20 protein-coding genes and 1 riboswitch are annotated in these 21,373 nt (G+C 37.4%); of the genes, 19 read left to right on the plus strand and 1 reads right to left on the minus strand.

The window, feature by feature from the left end:
• The first annotated feature begins 84 nt into the window (after positions 1-84).
• Both lysA and ACIQ7N_RS06355 read left to right on the plus strand, forming a co-directional pair.
• Positions 85-1,404, plus strand: a complete 1,320-nt coding sequence (lysA, locus tag ACIQ7N_RS06350) for a diaminopimelate decarboxylase (protein WP_132363149.1) — start codon at positions 85-87, stop codon at positions 1,402-1,404.
• 199 nt (positions 1,405-1,603) lie between these two features.
• A complete protein-coding gene (locus ACIQ7N_RS06355) occupies positions 1,604-1,978 on the plus strand; it encodes a GNAT family N-acetyltransferase (protein WP_402930937.1) in 375 nt (124 codons plus the stop codon).
• Here ACIQ7N_RS06355 and ACIQ7N_RS06360 read toward each other — a convergent pair.
• Positions 1,972-2,478 (minus strand): DUF309 domain-containing protein, encoded by a 507-nt coding sequence (locus ACIQ7N_RS06360; protein ID WP_248718322.1) that lies wholly within the window; start codon positions 2,476-2,478, stop codon positions 1,972-1,974. The two genes, ACIQ7N_RS06355 and ACIQ7N_RS06360, sit on opposite strands and share 7 nt — an antisense overlap.
• 55 nt (positions 2,479-2,533) lie before the next feature.
• Between ACIQ7N_RS06360 and ACIQ7N_RS06365 the strand changes: the two genes are divergently transcribed.
• From ACIQ7N_RS06365 to ACIQ7N_RS06445, 17 genes are all read left to right on the plus strand, one after another.
• Entirely contained in the window at positions 2,534-3,313 is a 780-nt protein-coding gene (locus tag ACIQ7N_RS06365; RefSeq protein WP_132363143.1) for a segregation/condensation protein A, read from the plus strand.
• Positions 3,285-3,878 (plus strand): SMC-Scp complex subunit ScpB, encoded by a 594-nt coding sequence (gene scpB / locus ACIQ7N_RS06370; RefSeq protein WP_402931082.1) that lies wholly within the window; start codon positions 3,285-3,287, stop codon positions 3,876-3,878. The genes ACIQ7N_RS06365 and scpB overlap by 29 nt, the downstream gene beginning before the upstream one ends.
• A gap of 316 nt (positions 3,879-4,194) precedes the next feature.
• Positions 4,195-5,265 carry a D-alanyl-D-alanine carboxypeptidase family protein gene (locus tag ACIQ7N_RS06375; RefSeq protein ID WP_402930940.1) on the plus strand — a complete coding sequence of 357 codons (1,071 nt, stop codon included), beginning with the start codon at positions 4,195-4,197 and terminating at the stop codon, positions 5,263-5,265.
• 346 nt (positions 5,266-5,611) lie between these two features.
• Positions 5,612-5,968: an Asp23/Gls24 family envelope stress response protein gene (locus ACIQ7N_RS06380; protein WP_402930941.1), complete on the plus strand. Its 357-nt coding sequence runs from the start codon at positions 5,612-5,614 to the stop codon at positions 5,966-5,968.
• Entirely contained in the window at positions 5,952-6,194 is a 243-nt protein-coding gene (locus tag ACIQ7N_RS06385) for a hypothetical protein (protein ID WP_402930943.1), read from the plus strand. The genes ACIQ7N_RS06380 and ACIQ7N_RS06385 overlap by 17 nt, the downstream gene beginning before the upstream one ends.
• 500 nt (positions 6,195-6,694) lie before the next feature.
• Positions 6,695-7,426: a pseudouridine synthase gene (locus ACIQ7N_RS06390; RefSeq protein ID WP_132363137.1), complete on the plus strand. Its 732-nt coding sequence runs from the start codon at positions 6,695-6,697 to the stop codon at positions 7,424-7,426.
• Between the two features lie 321 nt (positions 7,427-7,747).
• Entirely contained in the window at positions 7,748-8,281 is a 534-nt protein-coding gene (gene resA, locus ACIQ7N_RS06395) for a thiol-disulfide oxidoreductase ResA (protein ID WP_402930945.1), read from the plus strand.
• A gap of 13 nt (positions 8,282-8,294) precedes the next feature.
• Positions 8,295-9,959 (plus strand): cytochrome c biogenesis protein ResB, encoded by a 1,665-nt coding sequence (resB, locus tag ACIQ7N_RS06400; protein WP_402930946.1) that lies wholly within the window; start codon positions 8,295-8,297, stop codon positions 9,957-9,959.
• Entirely contained in the window at positions 9,956-11,143 is a 1,188-nt protein-coding gene (ccsB, locus tag ACIQ7N_RS06405) for a c-type cytochrome biogenesis protein CcsB (RefSeq protein WP_132363131.1), read from the plus strand. Before resB ends, ccsB begins: the two co-directional genes overlap by 4 nt.
• A gap of 256 nt (positions 11,144-11,399) precedes the next feature.
• On the plus strand, positions 11,400-12,116 hold the full coding sequence (locus ACIQ7N_RS06410) for a response regulator transcription factor (RefSeq protein ID WP_049668637.1): 717 nt from the start codon (positions 11,400-11,402) through the stop codon (positions 12,114-12,116).
• Positions 12,109-13,890: an ATP-binding protein gene (locus tag ACIQ7N_RS06415; RefSeq protein WP_402930949.1), complete on the plus strand. Its 1,782-nt coding sequence runs from the start codon at positions 12,109-12,111 to the stop codon at positions 13,888-13,890. The genes ACIQ7N_RS06410 and ACIQ7N_RS06415 overlap by 8 nt, the downstream gene beginning before the upstream one ends.
• Before the next feature lie 77 nt (positions 13,891-13,967).
• Positions 13,968-14,501 carry an RNA polymerase sigma factor SigX gene (gene sigX / locus ACIQ7N_RS06420; RefSeq protein WP_132363127.1) on the plus strand — a complete coding sequence of 178 codons (534 nt, stop codon included), beginning with the start codon at positions 13,968-13,970 and terminating at the stop codon, positions 14,499-14,501.
• Positions 14,498-15,802 (plus strand): RNA polymerase subunit sigma, encoded by a 1,305-nt coding sequence (locus tag ACIQ7N_RS06425; protein WP_402930951.1) that lies wholly within the window; start codon positions 14,498-14,500, stop codon positions 15,800-15,802. The genes sigX and ACIQ7N_RS06425 overlap by 4 nt, the downstream gene beginning before the upstream one ends.
• Before the next feature lie 275 nt (positions 15,803-16,077).
• A riboswitch (FMN riboswitch) is annotated at positions 16,078-16,274 on the plus strand.
• A gap of 222 nt (positions 16,275-16,496) precedes the next feature.
• Positions 16,497-17,081 carry an ECF transporter S component gene (locus ACIQ7N_RS06430; protein ID WP_402930952.1) on the plus strand — a complete coding sequence of 195 codons (585 nt, stop codon included), beginning with the start codon at positions 16,497-16,499 and terminating at the stop codon, positions 17,079-17,081.
• A gap of 202 nt (positions 17,082-17,283) precedes the next feature.
• Complete coding sequence (locus ACIQ7N_RS06435) at positions 17,284-17,487, plus strand: hypothetical protein (protein WP_402930953.1); 204 nt, start codon at positions 17,284-17,286, stop codon at positions 17,485-17,487.
• Between the two features lie 499 nt (positions 17,488-17,986).
• The gene (locus tag ACIQ7N_RS06440) at positions 17,987-19,507 is read left to right on the plus strand and encodes an SH3 domain-containing protein (RefSeq protein WP_402930955.1); all 1,521 of its coding nucleotides are present in this window, start codon (positions 17,987-17,989) and stop codon (positions 19,505-19,507) included.
• A 491-nt stretch (positions 19,508-19,998) separates the two neighbouring features.
• Complete coding sequence (locus tag ACIQ7N_RS06445; RefSeq protein WP_402930956.1) at positions 19,999-21,345, plus strand: sodium-dependent transporter; 1,347 nt, start codon at positions 19,999-20,001, stop codon at positions 21,343-21,345.
• The last annotated feature ends 28 nt before the right edge of the window (positions 21,346-21,373 follow it).

Consider the following 21,373-nt stretch of genomic DNA (forward strand, 5'->3'; position numbering starts at 1 on the left):
CATCTGTAAATAAGGATTGTAGGCTAAGATTATATCCTTACTAAAAATCACAAGATGGAACGATGTGAAAAGGGAGAGATGCACATGCATTTTTATGGAACACAAGCGATTTCTGAAGATGGTCATTTAACGATTGGACAGGTAGATACATTAGAGCTTGCAAAAGAGTATGGTACACCTTTATTTGTGTATGATACAGCGCTTATTCGGAAGCGTGCACGCGGCTTTATTGATACGTTTAAAAAACTAGGTGTAAAAGCAGAAGTAGCTTATGCTTCAAAAGCATTTGCATGTGTAGCTGTGTACCAATTAGCGGCAGAAGAAAGTCTATCTTTAGATGTGGTCTCTGGTGGAGAATTATTTACAGCTTTAAAAGCTGGTTTCCCTGCAGAGCGCATTCATTTCCATGGTAATAATAAGAGCATTGCGGAATTAGAATTAGCCTTTGACTCGAAAATCGGTTGTATAGTCGTGGATAATTTCTATGAAATTCAACTTTTACAAGAAATCTCAGAGCGCCGTCAACAAAAAATGCGTATTTTACTACGTGTCACACCAGGTGTTGAGGCACATACGCATGATTTTATTACGACAGGTCAAGCGGATTCTAAATTTGGCTTCGACTTAAATAATGGTCAAGCAGATGAAGCTTTCCAACAAACTTTTAACCATGAATACTTAGAGCTTCTAGGATTACACTGCCATATCGGCTCACAAATTTTTGATACAGCGGGCTTTGGCTTAGCAGGAGAAAAACTAATTGATAAGATTTCTGATTGGAAGAAAACTCACGATTTTACATGTACTGTGTTAAACTTAGGAGGGGGCTTCGGAATTCGTTATACTGAGGAAGATGCACCGCTTGAGCCACAAGTATATGTAGAGGATATGATTACAGTTGTAAAAAACAAAGCGACTGTACTTGGTCTAACTATGCCGGAAATTTGGATTGAACCAGGGCGTTCACTTGTAGGCGATGCAGGAACATCACTTTATACAATTGGTTCACAAAAAACAGTACCTAATGTTCGTAAGTATATTGCTGTTGATGGTGGTATGAGTGATAATATCCGTCCAGCATTATATGATGCGAAGTACGAGGCGGTCATTGCAAGTAAAGCAAATGAATCGAAAAGTGAAACATATACAGTGGCTGGTAAACTTTGTGAATCTGGCGATAAATTAATTATTGATGCTAAGCTTCAGGAAGCAGCTTCTGGTGATGTGTTAGCAATCTTCTGTACTGGTGCGTATGGATATTCTATGGCGAGTAACTATAATCGTGTGCCACGACCAGCAGTTGTATTTGTAGAAAATGGCAAGCATCAATTAGCAATTCGACGCGAAAGTTATGAAGATATTGTTCAAAACGATCTCCCGCTAACGTTAAAAAAGGGTGAGTAAATATGAGAAAAAACAAATGGGTATTACTAGCGTCCATTTCAACTTTTATTTTGTTGTGGGGCGTTGTCTATTGGGTATTGGCGTCTAAAGGTATTCTCGGACCTGGTTCGTAAGACAGAAATTGACTTGCGGTAAAAGTACAAATCGTGTAGGATAGTCAAAGATTATGTACAGCTAGAAAATGAGGGAATAGACAAATATGTTAATTCGATATAAAAAAGCTTTCGAGAAAATAGCAATGGGGCTACTCTCGTTTATGCCTAACGAAAAAGACATAAAAAAGCTCAAAGAGACAATCCACTCCTATGAAAATGATGATAATTGGGTTTTATATTTATGGAAAAAGAACGATGAGTATGTAGGCATTGTTGGACTTGTAACAGACAGTAATAATATAGCTATGATTCAACATGTTTCCGTTGTCCCTTCTTATAGAGGTGAAGGTGTTGCAAAGGAAATGCTACAGGAAGTGGCAGACCTTGGCCAGTATGAATGTGTGCGTGCAACAGAGGAAACGCGTTATATTGTTCAAAAATGTATAAATTGTATCGATGAAGAAGCAGACGATCATTGACGTCTGCTTTTTCTTTGTTTGCTTTCTTGACGCTCTGCAAGAATATGTGAGCGATCTCGAAGCATATGTTTATGAAGAAGATAGTTAGTATTACTTGGTGGTAAAATCTGTATGCGAGTAAAAACTAATTCCTCTAGTATGGCTGAAAGAGGAAGTTGAAATGCTTGAAAGGACTTGCCCTTTTGGGTAGCAGAAAGTGAATCTGTTAGTTGTGTTAATAGTATTTCGTAATCAATTTCGTCAAAAAAGATGTGGCCTTTATTATGTTGAAAATTATGAAGTGCTTTTTCTAAAATTCGCGCAGCACCAATAAAATTATCTCGTCGCCAATGATATAAACCTGTTGCGAGTTGTACGTATCCAACGAGAGGATGCTTTTTATCACCTGGAGCAATATCCTTCCAGTATTCCTCAAGGACTTCATGGCATTCAAAAAAATCTTGATTTCCATTGAAAAAAGCACAATAGTCGATAAATAAAGTGTGATGCTGTGGATGCATTTTGGACTCCTTTCTACTATACTAAAAGAACATAGAATCTCAGGGTGGTAAAACAATGTCTTATGAAGTAAAATTAGAAGCCTTTTCAGGGCCTCTTGATTTATTATTGCATTTAATTCACAGATTGGAAATTGATATTTATGATATCCCAATGGCTGAAATTACTCAACAATATATCGACCATATACATGCTATGCAAGTACTTGAGTTAAATGAGGCTAGTGAATATTTAGTGATGGCTGCAACATTATTAGCTATTAAAAGTCGTATGCTCTTGCCAATTCATGAAGGTGAGCTTGAAGATGCCGAATTAGAAGTCGACGGCCCAGACCCACGTGAAGAACTGGTGCAACGTTTAATAGAGTATAAGAAATATAAAGAAGCAGCGAGTAGCCTGCAAGAGCTTGAAACAGATCGTGCACAGGTATTTACACGGCCTCCAGCAGATTTATCAGAGTTAGCATCAGATGAACAAATGGCGTTATTTGATTTGAACGTCAACATCTATGATATGCTTGGAGCCTTTCAAAAACTAATGCGTCGAAAAAAATTAAAGAAACCACTAAAAACAACTGTAGCGAGGCAAGAACGCTCAGTGAAAGACCAAATGCGTTCAGTTGTCGATTCATTACGAACTACAGGTGGACGTGCATCATTTTTCGAGCTTTTTCCCTATGAAGATAAGCCAACGCTTATTCTGACGTTTTTATCTATTCTTGAACTGATGAAACGTCAGGTCGTCATCGTAGAGCAAGACGGTAACTTTGAAGAATTAACAGTTACATTACAGAAGGAGGAATGGGATGATGACGAAAACAATGATGCTACAGAGTAGAATAGAAGCCTTATTATTTGTTATTGGAGACGACGGTTTAACTATCAAACAATTGTCACAACTTTTAGGCGAACCGGAAGAGTTAGTCGTACAAACAATGGAAGTATTGAAAGCAACCTATGAAGAAGATTTAGCAAGAGGCGTTACTATAAAAGAAATGGCCGGAGTTTATCAACTAATAACAAAATCTGATTTAGCAGATACCATTCAAAGATTAGTAGAAAATCCAACTGCTCAATCATTATCGCAAGCCTCACTTGAGGTATTGGCTATTGTCGCATATAAACAACCAATTACACGTGTAGCAATTGAAGATTTACGTGGTGTGAAATGTGAAAGACCAATTCAAACGCTCGTTTCTAGAGGGCTAATAAAGGAAGTTGGTCGCTCGGAAGGGACAGGACGTGCAATCTTATATGGTACAACAAAAGAATTTTTAAACTACTTTGGATTAAATAGTATGGATGAAATGCCGCCTTTACCTGAAGAAGAGTTAGTTGAACAAGAGCAAGAAACAGATCTATTTATGACGAAATTCCAAGAAACCTTTAGTGGAGTAAAGTAAATGAAGGCATAATTGAACTTCTTGCAGCAAATATCTTGTACCGGAAGAGTAGCGACAGGTACATATGTCCAAACATTAGCAGAAATAGAGGAACTAAGTCTAAGAGCGCCACGTCCTGGCAACGACTCAGTGACCAATTTCGTGCTTTCGCGTAAAAAAACATTTGCTGGCCTTAGTACAAAGGCCGATTCAGAACGCATTGTTAATCTGCGCGACAGCGGCAATTATGTTGGGGCATAATTGATTGGTATAATACTTAGCTTGAAACATAAATTTAATCTATATTTTCCTATTACTTTTAATAAGGAGTGGCTCGTTGCTTCGGTTAGTACGTTTAATATTGTTCATGATAGTCGTGGTAATGTTAATGCTTCCAGAAACCAGTTTAGCACGGGGGGGTAGCGGATATGCTGTTTTAGATGGTGATACGGGCCGTGTTTTATTTAAATCAAATAGTGATGCACGGTTACCAATCGCTAGCTTAACAAAAATTTGGACAGCACTTGTTGCTATTGAAAATAGCAATCTTCAAGATGAAGTAGTTATTTCACCGAGGGCTGCAACGGCTGAGGGCTCGTCCATTTACTTGCAAGCAGGTGAAAAGGTTACGGTAGAAACACTGTTATATGGTTTGATGCTTCGCTCAGGAAATGACGCAGCAACTGCTTTAGCAGAGCATGCCGGCGGTTCGGTAGAAGGGTTTGTAAAGTTAATGAATGAGCGGGCTGTTGTTGCTGGACTCACAAATACAGTATTTATGAACCCGTCCGGTTTGCACCATGATGAGCACTTATCGTCAGCGAGAGATACTGCTGAAATGTTAAGGATTGCTCTTCAAAATAAAACGTTCAAGAAGATTGCCTCCACAGTTCTATATCGTGCCAATACTGAAAACGGGATGTTATGGGAAAATAAGCACCGTTTATTACGAGAAGGGTCAGGGGTTGCCGTTGAAATAGGCGATGAGACACAACAACCTGTTAATGCATTAAAATCAGCTAAAGGTTCAGCATTTGCCGGAAAAACAGGCTTTACAAAGGTAGCTGGTCGAACCCTTGCAACTGCCTTCCAAAAGGACGGGCAAACATGTATTGTCGTCACTTTGAATGAATCCGATGACTGGAATGTACATCGAGGTTTAGCCAGCAAGGTTTGGCAAGATTACAGCCTTGAAACAGTGGTGAAAAAAGGTAAATATAAAGTCAATAAAAACCTCTCCATTCGTTTAGAGGAACCAATTCTTTTACAGCTGAATAAAGAAGAAAAAGATAGTGTAAGGCAAGTTTTGCATGTTTCTAGAAAACGTAAGGAAGGTGTACTGTCCATCTTTCTAGGTGAAGAGCGTATCTATGCAGTACCAGTAAAAGTTGAATCAGTGGATCGTTAAAAGCGATTCGCTGTTTTTTTGTTTATGACCCACATCGGGATAACGTTTGTGGGCGACAGTGCGTAATGAATTCGGAATTATTTAACAATGTGTGGGCAGTTTAGTAAAATTAAGGTTCATTACTAAAAGTTGTGGATGACTTTTGTTAAAATGTCTACTATGTAAATAAGTTGATTGAATTGGAGACTAGGCGCCCCAGGAAGCTTTGCTCTGTGCGAAAGCGAAGCGGCAGCAACAAAGCGGCCAGTCGGAACGGAAATCAACCACACGTTTTGGTGATGATCAAAATTAATTAGAATAGTAATTAATTAGATTTTTGGATATTGATAGAGGGGAGAAATTGTTTATGACCAGTGAATCACACAATAAGCAATATCAAATAGGGGTAATAATTATTTTATTCTTGTCAAGCTTTATCGCTCCTTTTATTTTTTTATATCCTATTCAAGAGTTGTTCTATCGACCTAAGGAATATTATTTTTTTGACCCTTTTTTTACAGCCTATATTGTATTAATGGTAGTATTAATCATGTTAACGGTCATGTTATTCATCAATTTTTTAGTGACTCCTAAAACAAAAAAAGGGAAGAATATTCAACGAGGGATCGTGGGGTCATCGTTTGTACTTGCTAGCGCATTGATATTTTTATGTATTAATAACTATCAATATATTGATAGGAATTCATATGAATCATTTTTTTAGTTTACAAGAAGATTATACAAGTTGGGAAGATATTGTGAAGGTTGAACAGACTATTGTGGCAAAAAACGGTGTCAGTATACCAGAAAAATTGATTTTCACCTTACAGGATGGTTCAATAATTGAACAATCATTAACCGAAAAGTTATCAAGCGCGAAGCAATTTATTAATAAAGAATTAAGTAACTATGGACTTAAAATCGAAAACAAATATAGTGAAAATGAATAGTTTTGACATGCTGCCTAAAATGGTGGCTTTTTTGTTTTTTCTTTCAGCAAGTGTTTTGAAAGCGAACGCAAAGCGTCAACTACAGAAGTATCTCCCATCTCTTTAGGTGGTGGGATGATGCTGTTTTAAGTCACTTTTTAGCGGGTGTCATTGGCTGAAATAGAGGACTCAGTCTAAGAACGCCACGTCCTGTGGCAATTTTTCTGTGACGAAAGCAAGAAACATCTGCTGGCCCAAGCGGCTCATCGTACGCCCGCCAGAAAAGCGCCAAACCGAAACGGAAAACAACTCAAGCTATGTACAAATTATCCAGAAACTAGTTGATAAAAACTATTTCAAATCATTTAATTATTTATCCATAATTAGTTTTTCTTTAATAATGTATAAAAGTATGACATAATTTTCACAGATTAGCGGGAAAAATAACCTTATTCATAATATGCGAATGAGGTTTAATGCTTGGTGTCAAACCAAGGTGAAAGAAAATTAGAGGTGAAAGAATGGAAAGATTACAAAAGGTCATTGCATATGCTGGTGTGGCGTCTAGACGTAAGGCAGAACAATTGATTGTAGAAGGTAAAGTTAAGGTGAACGGAGTCGTAGTGCGTGAGCTAGGTACAAAGGTATCCAACTCAGATACGATAGAAGTAGAAGGCGTGAAGCTTGAGAAAGAGGATAAGGTTTATTATTTACTATATAAACCACGTGGAACGATTTCAGCTGTAACAGACGACAAAGGACGCAAAACTGTCACAGATTTGTTTAAGCATATCCCACAACGAATTTTCCCAGTTGGCCGTCTCGACTATGATACATCTGGCTTATTGTTATTGACAAATGATGGGGAATTTTCTTATATGCTGACGCATCCGAAATTTAAAATCGACAAAACATATATTGCTCGTGTTAAAGGTGTTCCAACGATTGAAGGTTTAAAAAAGCTGCAACGAGGAATTAAGTTAGAAGATGGCAAAACAGCTCCTGCAATGGTTAGTATGACTTCGTTTGATGAAAAAGCAGGTAAGGCAATCTGTGAAATTACGATTCACGAAGGGCGAAATCGTCAAGTGCGTCGCATGTTCGAGGCGATCGGTACTCCAGTAGTTAAACTAAAACGTGAACGCTTTGCCTTTTTAGATTTATTTGGACTAGCTCCGGGAGAATATCGTGAATTAACAAAGCATGAAGTGAAGCAATTGCGTGTGTTAGCGGAGACAGGAAAAATCGGATAAATCCGCATTTTCTATGAGAAAGTGATACTTCTATGTGTAATAGCAATGTATTCACTTTCTTATTAGTGAAATCGTTCATAAATCATTCATAATTATTAGCTAAGCGTTTCTGCTTCATTTTGCTATAATAGGTGAGAATAGCTAACCTAGATTAATTGCATCCTGATGAAATCGTTTCCACTTTTTGTGAGGTGGCGTTTGACGCACGAGTGAACATGTAAATGCTGAAAATTAGACGGTAAAATCTATGGATGTTTGTATGAAAAGCTTAGCGTTAGTTGTAGTTACTCTAAGCCGTAAATTGATAGGGGGTTTATTAACTTGGAGAAAAAGAAAAAACGTCTCGTCATTCGTACCATTATTTTGGCAGTCTTAGTCTTAGCAATTGGTTACACGGTATACGGAACAGCAACAAAGGATAAAGTAGAGTTAATAGCAGTGGGCTCTATAGCACCAGACTTCACGTTAGTAGATTTAAACGGTGAAAAACATAAGCTGTCTGATTATAAAGGGCAGGGAGTATTTTTGAACTTCTGGGCAACTTTTTGTGGGCCGTGTGAGAGAGAAATGCCTGCAATAAATCGTCAGTATCAAGTCTTTAAAGATCAGGGTGTACAAACATTGTCGGTCAATCTTGCGCAAACAGATTTTGAAGTACAGAATTTTGTCGATAGACATGAATTAACGTTCCCAGTAGTTATTGACAAAACGAAAAGCGTTAGTACTACCTACAATGTAGGTAATTTACCTGCAACTCTTGTCATTGATCCAGATGGTAAAGTGGTCAAAATTATTACTGGTGAATTAGAGGAAGGAAAAATTGCTTCGTACATGGAATTAGTGAAGCCAAAATAAGGAGTAAATGACTATGGAAAACATTATTTGTGCTTGTGGTCATAGTAACCCATATGGCACGAAGCTTTGTGAGAAATGTGGTCGTCCTTTAACTGAGGAAGGTAAACAAACAAAAGTTGTTGATATGCGCTACGACGGAATGGCGATTCGCTCAAAAACGTATAACACAACAATTGTCGATAAAATTTGGAATTTCTTCTCGAATGTAAAAGTCGGGATTGCCCTTATTATTATAACGTTAGTCGCAGCGTCAATTGGAACAATACTACCGCAAGCGATTTATGTTAATGTCCCTGAACCTAGTAAAGCAGAGTATTATGAGAAAGTGTATGGTTTGTTGGGCAAACTCTATAATAATTTAGGACTTTCTAATTTGTATAGCACTTGGTGGTTCCAAATTTTAGTGGGCATGCTTGCGATTTCTATTATTGTTGCGAGTTTAGACCGTGGTTTACCATTACACAAGTCTCTAAAAAATCAACGCGTTAAACGTCATGAAAGTTTCATGAAGCGCCAACGTATCGTTGCGGAAGGACAAGTGCCAAACCCTGAAGAAACGCTAGATAAAGTTGAGCAAAAAATGACTGACTTAAAATATCGCGTTCGTCGTGATGGAAGTGCATTGCTAGCAGAGCGCGGCCGTTTTGCTCGATATGGCCCATACATAAATCATGTCGGTCTCATTATCTTTTTAGCAGGTGTTATGCTGCGCTTAGTACCTGGTTTTTATGTGGATGAGACGATTTGGATCCGTGAAGGTGAGACACGAGCTATACCAGGGATGGACGGCTATTTTATTAAAAATAATAAATTTATTTTGGAAACCCATGACAATAAGCCACAGGACGAGCAATCAAACCAAGGTGTCAATGCTATGGCGAAAAACTATCAAACAGACATCACATTATACAAACAACCTGACGGAGCTCTTCCTGGAGATACAGACAATCTTAAAAAATTGAGAGATTACTCTATTCGTGTCAATCATCCGTTAAAAGAAAACAGTTTTGCACTGTATCAAATGAATTATCGCCTCAATGAGTTGAGACAGATGAATTTTAAATTAGTGAATAAAGCAAATGAAGAAGAGTCACTAGGACAAATTGAAATTGATTTAACGAATCCTAAAAAGGAATATGATTTAGGAAATGGTTCTTCAGTACAGATTCTTGTGTATACACCAGATTTTTCTGGTTTTAAAGATGGTGAACCACAAACACAAACATCAATACCAAATAATCCAGCATTTATATTTAAAATGACAACACCAGAAACGCCAAAAGGTGAAGTAAGCTTTGTAGAAATTAGGAAGCCACCTTTTGAACCACTTGGTGAAAACAAATATAGAATGAAATTCACAGGAGTAGAGACGCGTAATTCATCAAACTTTACAATTCGTAAGGATAGTACGATACCAATGTTATTTGTCGGCGGTATTATTTTTATGATTGGTGTAGTAGTTGGCTCGTATTGGAACCACCGACGTTTATGGTTACAGGTGGAGCCTGATGGCCGAGTGTTGATGGCTGCCCATGTGAATAAAAATATGTTCAGTATGAAAAAGGATTTAGATACAGTCACTACATTTGCTGGTCTACCACCATATGAAGATCAGTTAGATTCGTCAGAAGATGTCAAGAAATCCACAAAGGAAAAGGAAGGTGACAACAACTTATGAGTTTGATTGACATAAGTAGAAACCTATTATTTGTAGCATTCATAGCCTACCTAGTTGCGACTTTTTTATTTGGTGGTTCGATAAAACAATCGAATGCAACAGGCAAAAATACTGAAAAATGGGGTAAGGTTGCAATTGTTGTCACGATTATAGGTCTACTTTCGCAGCTTGGTTATTTTATCACTCGTTGGATTTATGCAGGGCATGCACCTGTTAGTAATATGTTTGAATTTACGACTGCGTTTGGCATGTTCATTGTTGGGGCATTCGTTTTGATTTATTTTATTTATCGCGTGACGGCCCTAGGCTTAGTAGCATTACCTGTGGCGTTATTAATAATTGCTTATGCGGCGATGTTCCCGAAAGAGGTAACTCCTTTAATGCCGTCTTTACAAAGTCACTGGTTAACAATTCATGTTATTACAGCTGCTTTAGGGCAATCACTTTTAGCAATTAGTGCGGTAGCAGGACTAATTTATTTATTGAAAGTAGTTGATTTAAAGAAACCTTCTAAACAACGTTTCTGGTTAGAATCGGTAATGTTCTTCCTTGTTGTAGTCCTTGGTTTCGTAATTGCTACATGCTTTTTTAGTTTGTTGGGTTACGATTCAACATATACTTATGTTGATAAAGAGGGTAATGGACGTCAAATTGAATACAAAATGCCGCCACTATTTGGTATGAATGAATATAAGGCAATTGAAGAACATGGCATGTCTCCGTTAGTAGAAATGCCTCCGCTCATTAATGCGAAGAAATTAACAACAGTTGTGTGGTCATTATTAGTAGGATCTGTTTTATATTTATTGATTCGATTAATTGCACGACGTCGAATTAGTGCGATTTTCCAACCTTTTGTCAAACGAGTAAATTTACAATTAGTTGATGAAATTGGTTATCGTTCCGTGTTAATTGGTTTCCCAGTATTTACGTTAGGTGCTTTAATCTTTGCAATGATTTGGGCACAACTTTCGTGGAGTCGTTTCTGGGGATGGGATCCGAAAGAAGTGTGGGCACTTATTACATGGTTATTCTATGCAGCATTCCTACACTTACGTTTATCGAAAGGCTGGGAAGGTCAAAAATCTGCATGGTTAGCATTAATTGGTTTCGCAATAATATTATTTAACTTAATTGCTGTTAACTTGATTCTTGCAGGTTTACACTCATACGCTTCGGCTTAAACCAATTAACTTCTTTCAGCAAAAGTCTTTTGTACCGAAAGTCCCTGCATCCAGCAGACATAAGTACAAAGCCAATTCCGGATGCAATTATGCCGAGATATAATTGATTTTGAGCACATATGAGATTTTTTACGTCGCTAGTATTGGAAAGAAGAGGCCTTCTTGCTGTGGCAAGAAGGCTTTCTTTTCTTTTCAATATGTGCTGTACCATGTACAATAGAAGGTAGAGAAAGATTAGAAGAGAGGGATCGTGAAAGTGTCAGAAAATATTTCAGTATTAGTAGTAGATGACGAGGATCGTATTCGACGCTTATTAAAAATGTATTTGGAGCGAGAAGGGTACCTTGTTGACGAGGCAGAAAATGGTGAACAAGCGATCGAAAAATCTTTGGAAAAAGAGTATCATTGTATTTTATTAGATATTATGATGCCTGAAAAAGACGGACTTGAAGTTTGTGCGGAAATCCGTGAACGAGCAGCAACACCAATTATTTTATTAACTGCAAAAGGCGAGGAAGCGAATCGTGTACAAGGCTTTGAGCTAGGAGCAGATGATTATATTGTAAAACCATTTAGTCCTCGTGAGGTTGTGTTACGTGTGAAGGCTATATTACGTCGTTCACAAGCATTCTCACCTTCGACAAATGCTTCTTCTTCAAAAGATTTAGTTGTGTTCCAACATTTAATGATCGATCATGATGCTCACCGTGTAACAGCAGAAGGTATTGAAGTAAATTTAACGCCTAAAGAGTATGAATTGCTTTATTTCCTAGCTAAATCACCAGACAAAGTATTTGACCGTGAACAATTACTAAAAGAAGTTTGGCATTATGATTTCTTTGGCGACTTACGTACAGTTGACACACATGTAAAACGTTTACGCGAAAAGCTCAACCGTGTATCTGAAAACGCTGCAAAAATGATTGTTACTGTATGGGGCGTTGGTTACAAATTTGAGGTTGTCAATGAATAGAATATGGAATAGTGTTGTCGGGAAGCTATGGGTAACCATATTGCTTCTCGTTTCATTTGTATTGTTTGTTTTCACGGTTTTAATGCTTGAGTTTCTTCAGAATTACCATATGCAACAAGCAGAAAGCTCCTTGGGTCAAACTGCAGCAACAGTTGCAAGTATAGTAGATGATAATGAAACAGCAGAGTCGACTTCGGAATTATTAAAAGATATTTTACCTGAAAGTACAAATGCACTTATTGCTATTAACCATGATAGAGTTTCTTTCGCTATGCAGGAAGGTGTCAATAAAAAAGAAATACAGGATATGATTTTAGCCAATAAATCGTTCCAAGAAGTTTTTCAATCAGATAAACCGATTATTAAGGAAATGATGATGCCATCTTCCACGGACGAAGAAAAATTGGAATCGTATGTTGTGCTCGGTTTCCCGCTAAATGTGGAAAATGCTGTGCACGGAGCTGTCTTTATTTATCAAAGTCCTGATGCGCTGCATAAAACATCGAAAGAGACGACGAAAATTGTCTTTCTATCAGCTTTCATAGCCTTTGTGTTGACGACATTTTTTGCGTTTTTCCTTTCATCACGTATTACGTCACCATTACGTAAAATGCGTGAGCTTGCGTTTGAAATTTCTAAAGGGAATTTTGAAGCGAAAATGCCGACTACACAAAATGATGAAATTGGTCAGCTTGCAGTTGCCTTTAATCAAATGGGCCGTCAATTGAAACACAATTTAGAAGTGATCAACCAAGAAAATGAACAGCTTTCCAATATATTAACATCGATGACAGACGCAGTGATTACATTTAATCGTGATCGTACAATATTATTAAGTAATCCACCAGCGGACCGTTTAATGCAAAAGTGGTTTGTCAATAAGGGGTCACAAAGTGCGAAGCCAATTCCGCCTGAGCTTTATCATATGCTCGATCATGTACTGATGTTTGAGGATAAGCTTGAAGAAGAAATTGAAATGGATGGCAGTTACTATACGTTTACGATTAGCCCACTTTATAGTGAGGAATCGATACGTGGAGCGGTTGCGGTTATTCGTGATATGACGGAGCAGCATCGTTTAGAAAAACTGCGTTCAGACTTTATTGCCAATGTGTCTCATGAGCTACGGACGCCAATTTCGATGCTCCAAGGTTATTCAGAGGCTTTAATGGATGATGATTTTATACAGGATCAAGAAGAACGTAATGAGATTACAAAAATTATTTATGATGAATCGAAACGTATGGGACGTCTCGTAACAGATTTATTAGATCTTGCGCGTATGGAATCGGGGCATATGACGCTGTACAAGGATGAGCTTCCAATTAATTCGACATTTGAACGTATTACGCAAAAATTTGCACAGGTTGCAAAAGAGAAACATGTTCGTCTAATATTTGACAGTGAATTTAATGACGAAGCTTCGATTAGTATAGATGAGGATCGAATTGAACAAGTATTAACGAATTTAGTGGATAATGCTCTCCGTCATACTGATGAAGGGTCAGTAACAGTGAAGGTTGAGCAGGAGCCAACCTTTGCCAAAATATCTGTCCAGGATACAGGGCATGGTATTCCCCAAGAGGACTTACCATATGTCTTTGAACGTTTCTATAAAGCAGACAAGGCACGTACACGTTCTAAAGGCGGAACTGGCCTAGGTTTAGCTATTGCTAGAAATATTGTCAAGGCACATTCAGGCAATATTATGGTAGATAGTGTGCTAAAAGAGGGGACTACCTTCACCTTTTATTTACCTTTTGATTCATATTAATAAAGAGTGGTATTAATTGGATGTAACTTCTGTGGACATTTAGACGACAAATATAAAGAGAACGGGGGTGGAGTGCTTTGAATGACTCCGTGTTCCATCGATTATACGATGCATATCATCAAGATGTGTTCCAGTTTCTTATTTATTTAGTAAAAAACCGTACACTTGCTGAGGATTTAGCGCATGAGGTTTATGTTCGCGTATTGCGCTCATATGATCAGTTCGCAGGAAATAGTAGCGAAAAGACTTGGCTTTTTGCTATTGCTAAAAATGTCGCTATTGATCATTTTAGAAAGCAGGCTGTACGCCAAAAACATTCACTTGATTTTTTTGATTGGGAAACGGAACAGCTACATTCAACCACACCATCACCGGAAGACGTGCTGCAGGCCAGTGATGAATTTATGCAGGTACAATCAGCACTTGAACACTGTACTGGTGACCAAAAAATGGTCATTATTATGCGCTACTTTCAAGATTTATCGATTGCAGAAACTGCACAAATACTAGATTGGACAGAAGCGAAGGTAAAAACTACTCAGCATCGTGCTATTAAATTTTTAAGGCAGCAGCTACAACAGGTTAGAGAACAGGAGGCGAAATGGCAATGACACATAACCAATTTGATGATGACCAACTTGAGCATCTATTAAATAATGCCCCTAAGCTTTCTGACCGCCGTTCAAAAGAAGAAATATTAAATCGATTATTGACAGATGCTCGCTTGCAGGATAATGCTCATCTTCAAGGAGCTATACAACAACCGATAGATGATGAAATAACATCACAAGAGCAACAACACGGTAATTCTACACAACAAGAAAATACAGAGACAGCAACAAAGAAGAAAGTTCATAAATGGCCAATCTTTATGAGTGTTGCAGCAGTTTTCGCTTTAACAGTATTTACAGGCTCGACGTTGCTAAAACATAATGATACAAAAATAGACCAGGCTAATGCGCCTGAAACCTCTCAATATTCAATATCGCCAGACAATCATGTAGCGAAAAGCTCTATCAACCACGATAAGATGATGGAATCCAACAACATCGTAGCAGAACATTCAAGGATCATGTCTCTCCGATCATCTGTTTATGAGGAAGATTTAACAGATGCAGTAGTGTTTCATATTGGTTTGGCAAATCGTGATAAGAAAAGCGTGCCGATGACGTATATCATTCCAAATGAACGAGTTGCTACTGATTTTCCGAAGAAAAAGCCTACAACATTACAAATGTATGAAAAGTATGCGCCGCAAATTGATGAGAAAGCAAATGGTTTTACTAACTATCATCCATATAAAGGAGAATTAAAGGAGAAGGGCGATAAACTCGTTCATGTTTTGCCGAAGAAAAATGATTATGATGTTGCTTCAGCAGATACGAATGAATATTTAGATACCTTACAGGATACATTCTCAGATTCAGAGTATAAAGATGTTGAGTTTGAAAATTCTGATGGTACAGCCTACAAATTTTCTAAGGATGAAGAGCCAAGTAAGTCTATGACCTTAACAAGCGCAAATCACTTTAATTATTATTTATATAAAGATGAAAATGGAGCTGAATATTTATCACCAGATACTCGTAAAACTTTTTCCACTGTAACAGAAGCGCTTACCGTTATGCGAAATAAAAATGATGATGTATACGTTCCAGTTGTACCGGAAAATATAACATACAGTGTGAAAGAAGTAGCAGAAGGTGTTATTGTTACATTTGATGAGCCGCTTGATTTAACGGCCATGGATACTGTTCGTGCAACTCAAATGATAGAAGCTATGATGCTAACTGCTGCAAGTTTTGATCAACAAATACGTCTAGACAATGTTGTACAGGAAAGCTGGGAAGGATTTGATTTAAAAACATTCTTGCCAAAGCCTGTAGGAGCCAATAAACGATATATGCCATAAACAGCCTAACAACAAAAATAGAATTAAAGAAATTTTTGGAGCATTCTCGCCGCTATATGTGCGTGAATGCTCTTGTTATTGCCATTTTTTTGTAGCGAAAGCAAAGCATCCTGTACAGAAGTGTCTCTCACCTCAATAGGTGGTGAGATGAATATGGACTTAAGCTACTTTTCACGCGCTTAAAGCATACAAGTTTAATCGGAATTTTTTAAGCAAAGCTATTTACTTTTCTCTAATAATTCATTATAGTAAGGCTATGAAACAAAAAAATAATGATTCATCTTCGGGGCAGGGTGAAAATCCCGACCGGCGGTAATAGAGTTGTAAATCGCTAATGTTTCCTTTAAGACATATTAGCACGCATATTTACGAAAGGCTCTTCAGCCCGCGACCTGTGCAAATAATTTTTTGCATGGCTGACTTGGTGCGATTCCAAGGCCGACAGTTAAAGTCTGGATGGGAGAAGATGAAGGTACGATCGTCATTCATTGTTATGAATTTAACTATGTACGAGCGTTTTTTCGATGTGATTTCACACAGCGTATGCTCAGAAAATAGTTAATTAATGGCGTTTTTTAATCTTGCCTATTCTCCCTTATGCTCTTTTGCATAAGGGTTTTTTCATGATGATGATCGATTAGGTCGTAACCTTTCTTCTTGCGAGATTGAATCAGCAAAGAGGAGAGAGTTTTCAATGAAGAAAAATGTTAAACTTCAATCGTATATTACGATTGGCATGCTGAGCAGTATTTCGTTTTTATTAATGCTTTTTAATTTCCCGATTCCGCCGTTTCCAGCGTTTTTGGAAGTGGACTTCAGTGATATGCCAGCATTATTAGCGGCGATTACTATGGGACCTGTAGCCGGTATTTTAGTAGAATTATTTAAAAATGTGTTGGACTGGGTTTTCTCAGGCACGCCAACGGGAGTACCGGTAGGACATTTCGCGAACTTTGCAACAGGTATTTTATTTATTCTACCAGTGAGCTTTGTATTTAATCGCTCCAAAACAGTTAAAGGCCTTGTCGGAGGTTTAGCTGCTGGAACAATTGTAATGGCAGTAGGAATGAGCATTCTTAACTATGTTGTATTTTTACCTATGTACACTTACTTTTTAGGTATGGAGCCTGTTGTAGGTGATTCACTATATAAAATGATCGTAGCTGGTATTTTGCCATTTAACATTGTGAAAGGTATTTTAATTACTATCATCATGGCATTACTATTCACAACAATGCGTAAATGGATTCATCATCAGCGTTCCATGTATATGAGTTAATTTCGAGAATAAAGTATGATTTAGGGTAGTGTTCAAGTAATGACACCTTACTGGACTGTTAAAGTCTAGGAGGTGTTTTTTTGTTGCTTAAATTTGCAATTGCAGATTTTTTAGATGAGAAAGAGTTACAGAATTTAAGCAATATACACTGACCTAACAAGATGGTATTAAGGTAACACAACGAGAGGGAAAAGAAGGTCAAATGTTCTCAACGGATGATACATTACCTATAAGTGTATTTGAATTTGCTCGTAGTGTATTGTGTGATGAAATCGGGGTTGATTGGTTTATGATTTACAGTTATCTGAAATATCGTAGCAAGATGTTTGGTTATGCTCCTGCAACTGTATTCAACAATGAGATTATTGACGTTGTTTGTGAAATGAGAGAAGAATTCGTGCATTGATTCAGAATTTAGAACTAGCAGGTTTGATTGAGGTTGATAGAAAGGTTTCGAAGAAAGATGGTTCTTTTGCTAAGAGCAATACCTATAAAATCATACATAAGGGGAGGAAACTCCTCCCTCTTTTTATATACCACTAAAGTACGAAGGTGACATTTTGGTATGTTGCTTTTAGATTCCAAAAGTAACTCAATTGTTTCAACTTTGAGTCAGCTTACAACAACAATCGTAGAAAGCTTACAGAGCGTGATAGATTTTGCTTGGGCTTGTTTCAATGGACTTTAGGAAGCTTACCTATTTCACCAAAAAGTAAAAATCCAACAATCGCTATTTACACCGAATTAAAATTAAACAATATATGTTTGAGCTATCATTTATTGTTCAAAAATGTTAAATGAAGGAAATGTTGACTATTACCCCTATCTCAAATATTGGGTTTATGATAACATATATCTGAATCTTTTATCTTTAAAAAATATGAAAGGAAGTGTAATAATCACATATGAAAAAGATATTGAAACCTTTGATTAGTGTGATTGCCATTGGTACCCTCTCTCTATCTATAAACATAGATAAAAATGTATTAGCTAATAATATTGCAAATACATGTGAGTATGATTCGGCATCGAATGTAAACCCTGACTATTCCACAATGAACTGTTTGTTAACCGAAACAGCACTGAGTTATGATGTTCCACCTGAAATTGTGAAGGCAATAGCGGAAGGTGAAAGTGGAAATTGGCGTCATTTCGATAGTAAAGGTGAAGCGATTGTGACAGCAGATAATGGAATTGGCATTATGCAAATTACAAATCAAGCTGGCTACGATCAAGATAGACTAAATAGACTAAAAAGCGATATTGTCTATAATATTCAAGCTGGTGTAAAGACTCTAGATGATATGTTTAAGCGGAAGGATTTGCCTAGCATCAACGGTGGGGAAAGAGATGTATTGGAACATTGGTACTTCGCTATCATGGCTTATAACGGTACTAAACCAGTAAATAGTCCAATTGTCCAAGCAACTGATGAAAGAAATGCAAATGCCTATCAAGAAAGAATTCTCCGAATTATTGAGAAATTGGAATTAATAGACTTAACAGAGCTGCCTTTTAAACGCGAACATTTTCAATATGATTCTAACAGCAGGGAAAATATTAAATTTTCAGCGATGAACTATAAATTTGATGTACCATTAACAAAATCAAAGTATTTTTTTAAAACAAATCAGAAAGTTAGTGCAACAACAACTAATGTAACATTGAGGACAAGACCTACTAAGGATAGTCCTGCTATGGGTACTTTACGTGAAGGCGAAATTGTTACCATTACGGGACCTTTTGAATATGAAGAAGTATCAACGAAGAAAAACCATTTTGTTTGGTATCCTGTGAAAAGAAATGACGGGACAAAGGGGTATGTAGCATCAAGTTATTTAAACTACTCAGCTTCAACACCAACGCCTCCAGTAACACCGCCAACAACGGGAAACGTTGATGTATCAAAGTTTGCTGATTACAATGCAAACCAATACTGGGCTGAGGATTTTAAGTGGGCAGTCAACATCGGTATCATCAGTGGATACCTAAACGTGAAAAACCCATCAACAGGCAAGTACGAAAACTTACTTAAACCGTACACTAACTTAACGGAAAACCAAATGTTAACTATCCTATTCCGTTACTTCAAACCATCAGAACTAGCTTCAACGAAAGCTAATACTACATGGTATGGTGACAAAAACTACCAACTGGCTACAAAATACTCTCTACCAGTTCTAGGTGCAAACACAGCATCGAAACAAGCCATTGCAGGTAAGGATATCACACGGGGTAACTTCGCTCGTATCTTGGCTTCAATGCATTATGGTAAGACTTTATCTCAGTCAGAAGCTATTAAATTCCTTCGTGATAATGGTTTAACAACTACTAAAACAAATGAAGAGTTTAAACCAAATGATTCTCTAACAAGAGCGCACGCAGTGGCATTCTTCCACCGTTACGAGCAAATATTCAATAACTAAATTGCTACTTACAAGTGAAAAGGTGACTATAAAAGTCATCTTTTCTTTTTTATGTTTAATAAATCCTTTCTTGACACTCCTCGAACCTTTCTAACTAAATTCATTGACACAGATTGCTTGATGGGAGCTACAAAGTCTTTTGTTAGGCTACTGGAGTGATTGAGAAAGCATAACAAAAGGACTTGTGTGTAATTTTACGCACAAGCCCACAGATTGATGTGTGATTTCATTCATTGTTTATCCTCAGAGGTTCTTCTATCCCCCAGCCTACAAATGCACCCATTACACTATATCGCATGATAGAAACTATGTAATCATATACAGATACATAGGTTGTAATACTAGTATCAGAATTTCGAGTTTTTTTTATGTAGAATGGTAGAGGTGTTGGATAATATTACGCAAAAGTAACATATAGAATTAATCTAGTCGAGTGTATTATTTTATTGTAGAATAAGGAAGAGTTGAGTAAGTTAGAGGAGTTTGAAGAGATGAGTGGAAAAAAGAGTCAATGGTCTAGTAAACTAGGCTTTATTTTAGCATCGGCTGGAGCAGCAATCGGACTGGGGGCAATTTGGAAGCTTCCATATGTTACTGGACAAAGTGGTGGGGGAGCGTTTTTCCTGATTTTTGTTCTATTTACATTGTTGATTGGTTTACCGATGTTATTATCAGAATATATTTTAGGTCGTGGTACACAGTCTGAGGCTGTAACTGCCTATAAAAAAATTGCACCTACGAAAACAGGTTGGGCTTGGGTTGGTCGCATGGGTGTGCTCGGCTGTTTTTTATTATTAAGTTTTTACAGTGTTGTAGGGGGTTGGATCTTTATATACAGTGGCCTTGGTGTGACTGGGGCTGTTATTGATTCTTCCGTTGATCCTAGTGAACTATTTGCAAAGATTGTAGGAACACCTTGGATTACATTACTAGGTTTAGGGCTGTTTACGCTAGTAAATGTAATAGTTATTTCACTTGGTGTGCAAAATGGTATAGAAAAAGCCAATAAGTGGATGATGCCTTTATTATTCCTTATGTTTATTGTGCTTGTTGTGAGGGCTTTAACATTAGATGGAGCAATGGAGGGGGTTAAATTCTTCTTATGGCCTGACTTTTCCAATATCACTGGAAAGGCTATATTAGAAGCGTTAGGACAATCCTTCTTTGGCTTAGCGGTAGGGTTTTCTTGTCTTGTGACGTACAGCTCCTATTTAAAGAAAGATGTGAGCTTACCTAATTCCGCAGGCTCCGTTGTTCTTCTCACTGTGCTTGTATCGTTTTTAGCAGGATTAGCGATTTTCCCTGTTGTATTTGCTTTTGATTTAGAACCAGCATCTGGACCCGGCTTACTGTTTATGGTTCTGCCAACAGCATTTAGTCAAATGCCATTTGGTGAAATATTTTTAGCGATGTTTTTATTATTATTTTTATTCGCAACGTTAACTTCTTCATTCAGTTTGTATGAAATTATCGTAGCGGCATTTATGGAGAAGGGACGTATGTCTCGTGCTGCATTGACGATGCTGCTAGGTGTAGTAGTCTTTATTGCGGCGATTCCTGCAGCGCTTTCATCAAGTACATTAGCTGATGTATCAATTTTTGGAAAAACGATTTTTGATGCAACTGACTTTTTAGTTTCTAATTTAATGCTTCCGTTAGGTAACTTATTGATTGCTATCTTTATTGCGTATGTAGTTGATAAAGAATTTGTGAAGAAGGAATTATTAATAGGAAGTCAAATGGGGCAGGGGTTCTATTCAACGTATCGATTACTGATGTTAATAGTAGTACCTTTTGTGATTATCGTTGTGTTTGTCAATATGCTTTTACAATATTAAAGTGAGTAGGTTGCATTCCGTTTGAAGG

This window comes from Lysinibacillus sp. NPDC095746, assembly GCF_044763535.1.
In the GTDB taxonomy this organism is placed as follows: Bacteria; Bacillota; Bacilli; order Bacillales_A; family Planococcaceae; genus Lysinibacillus.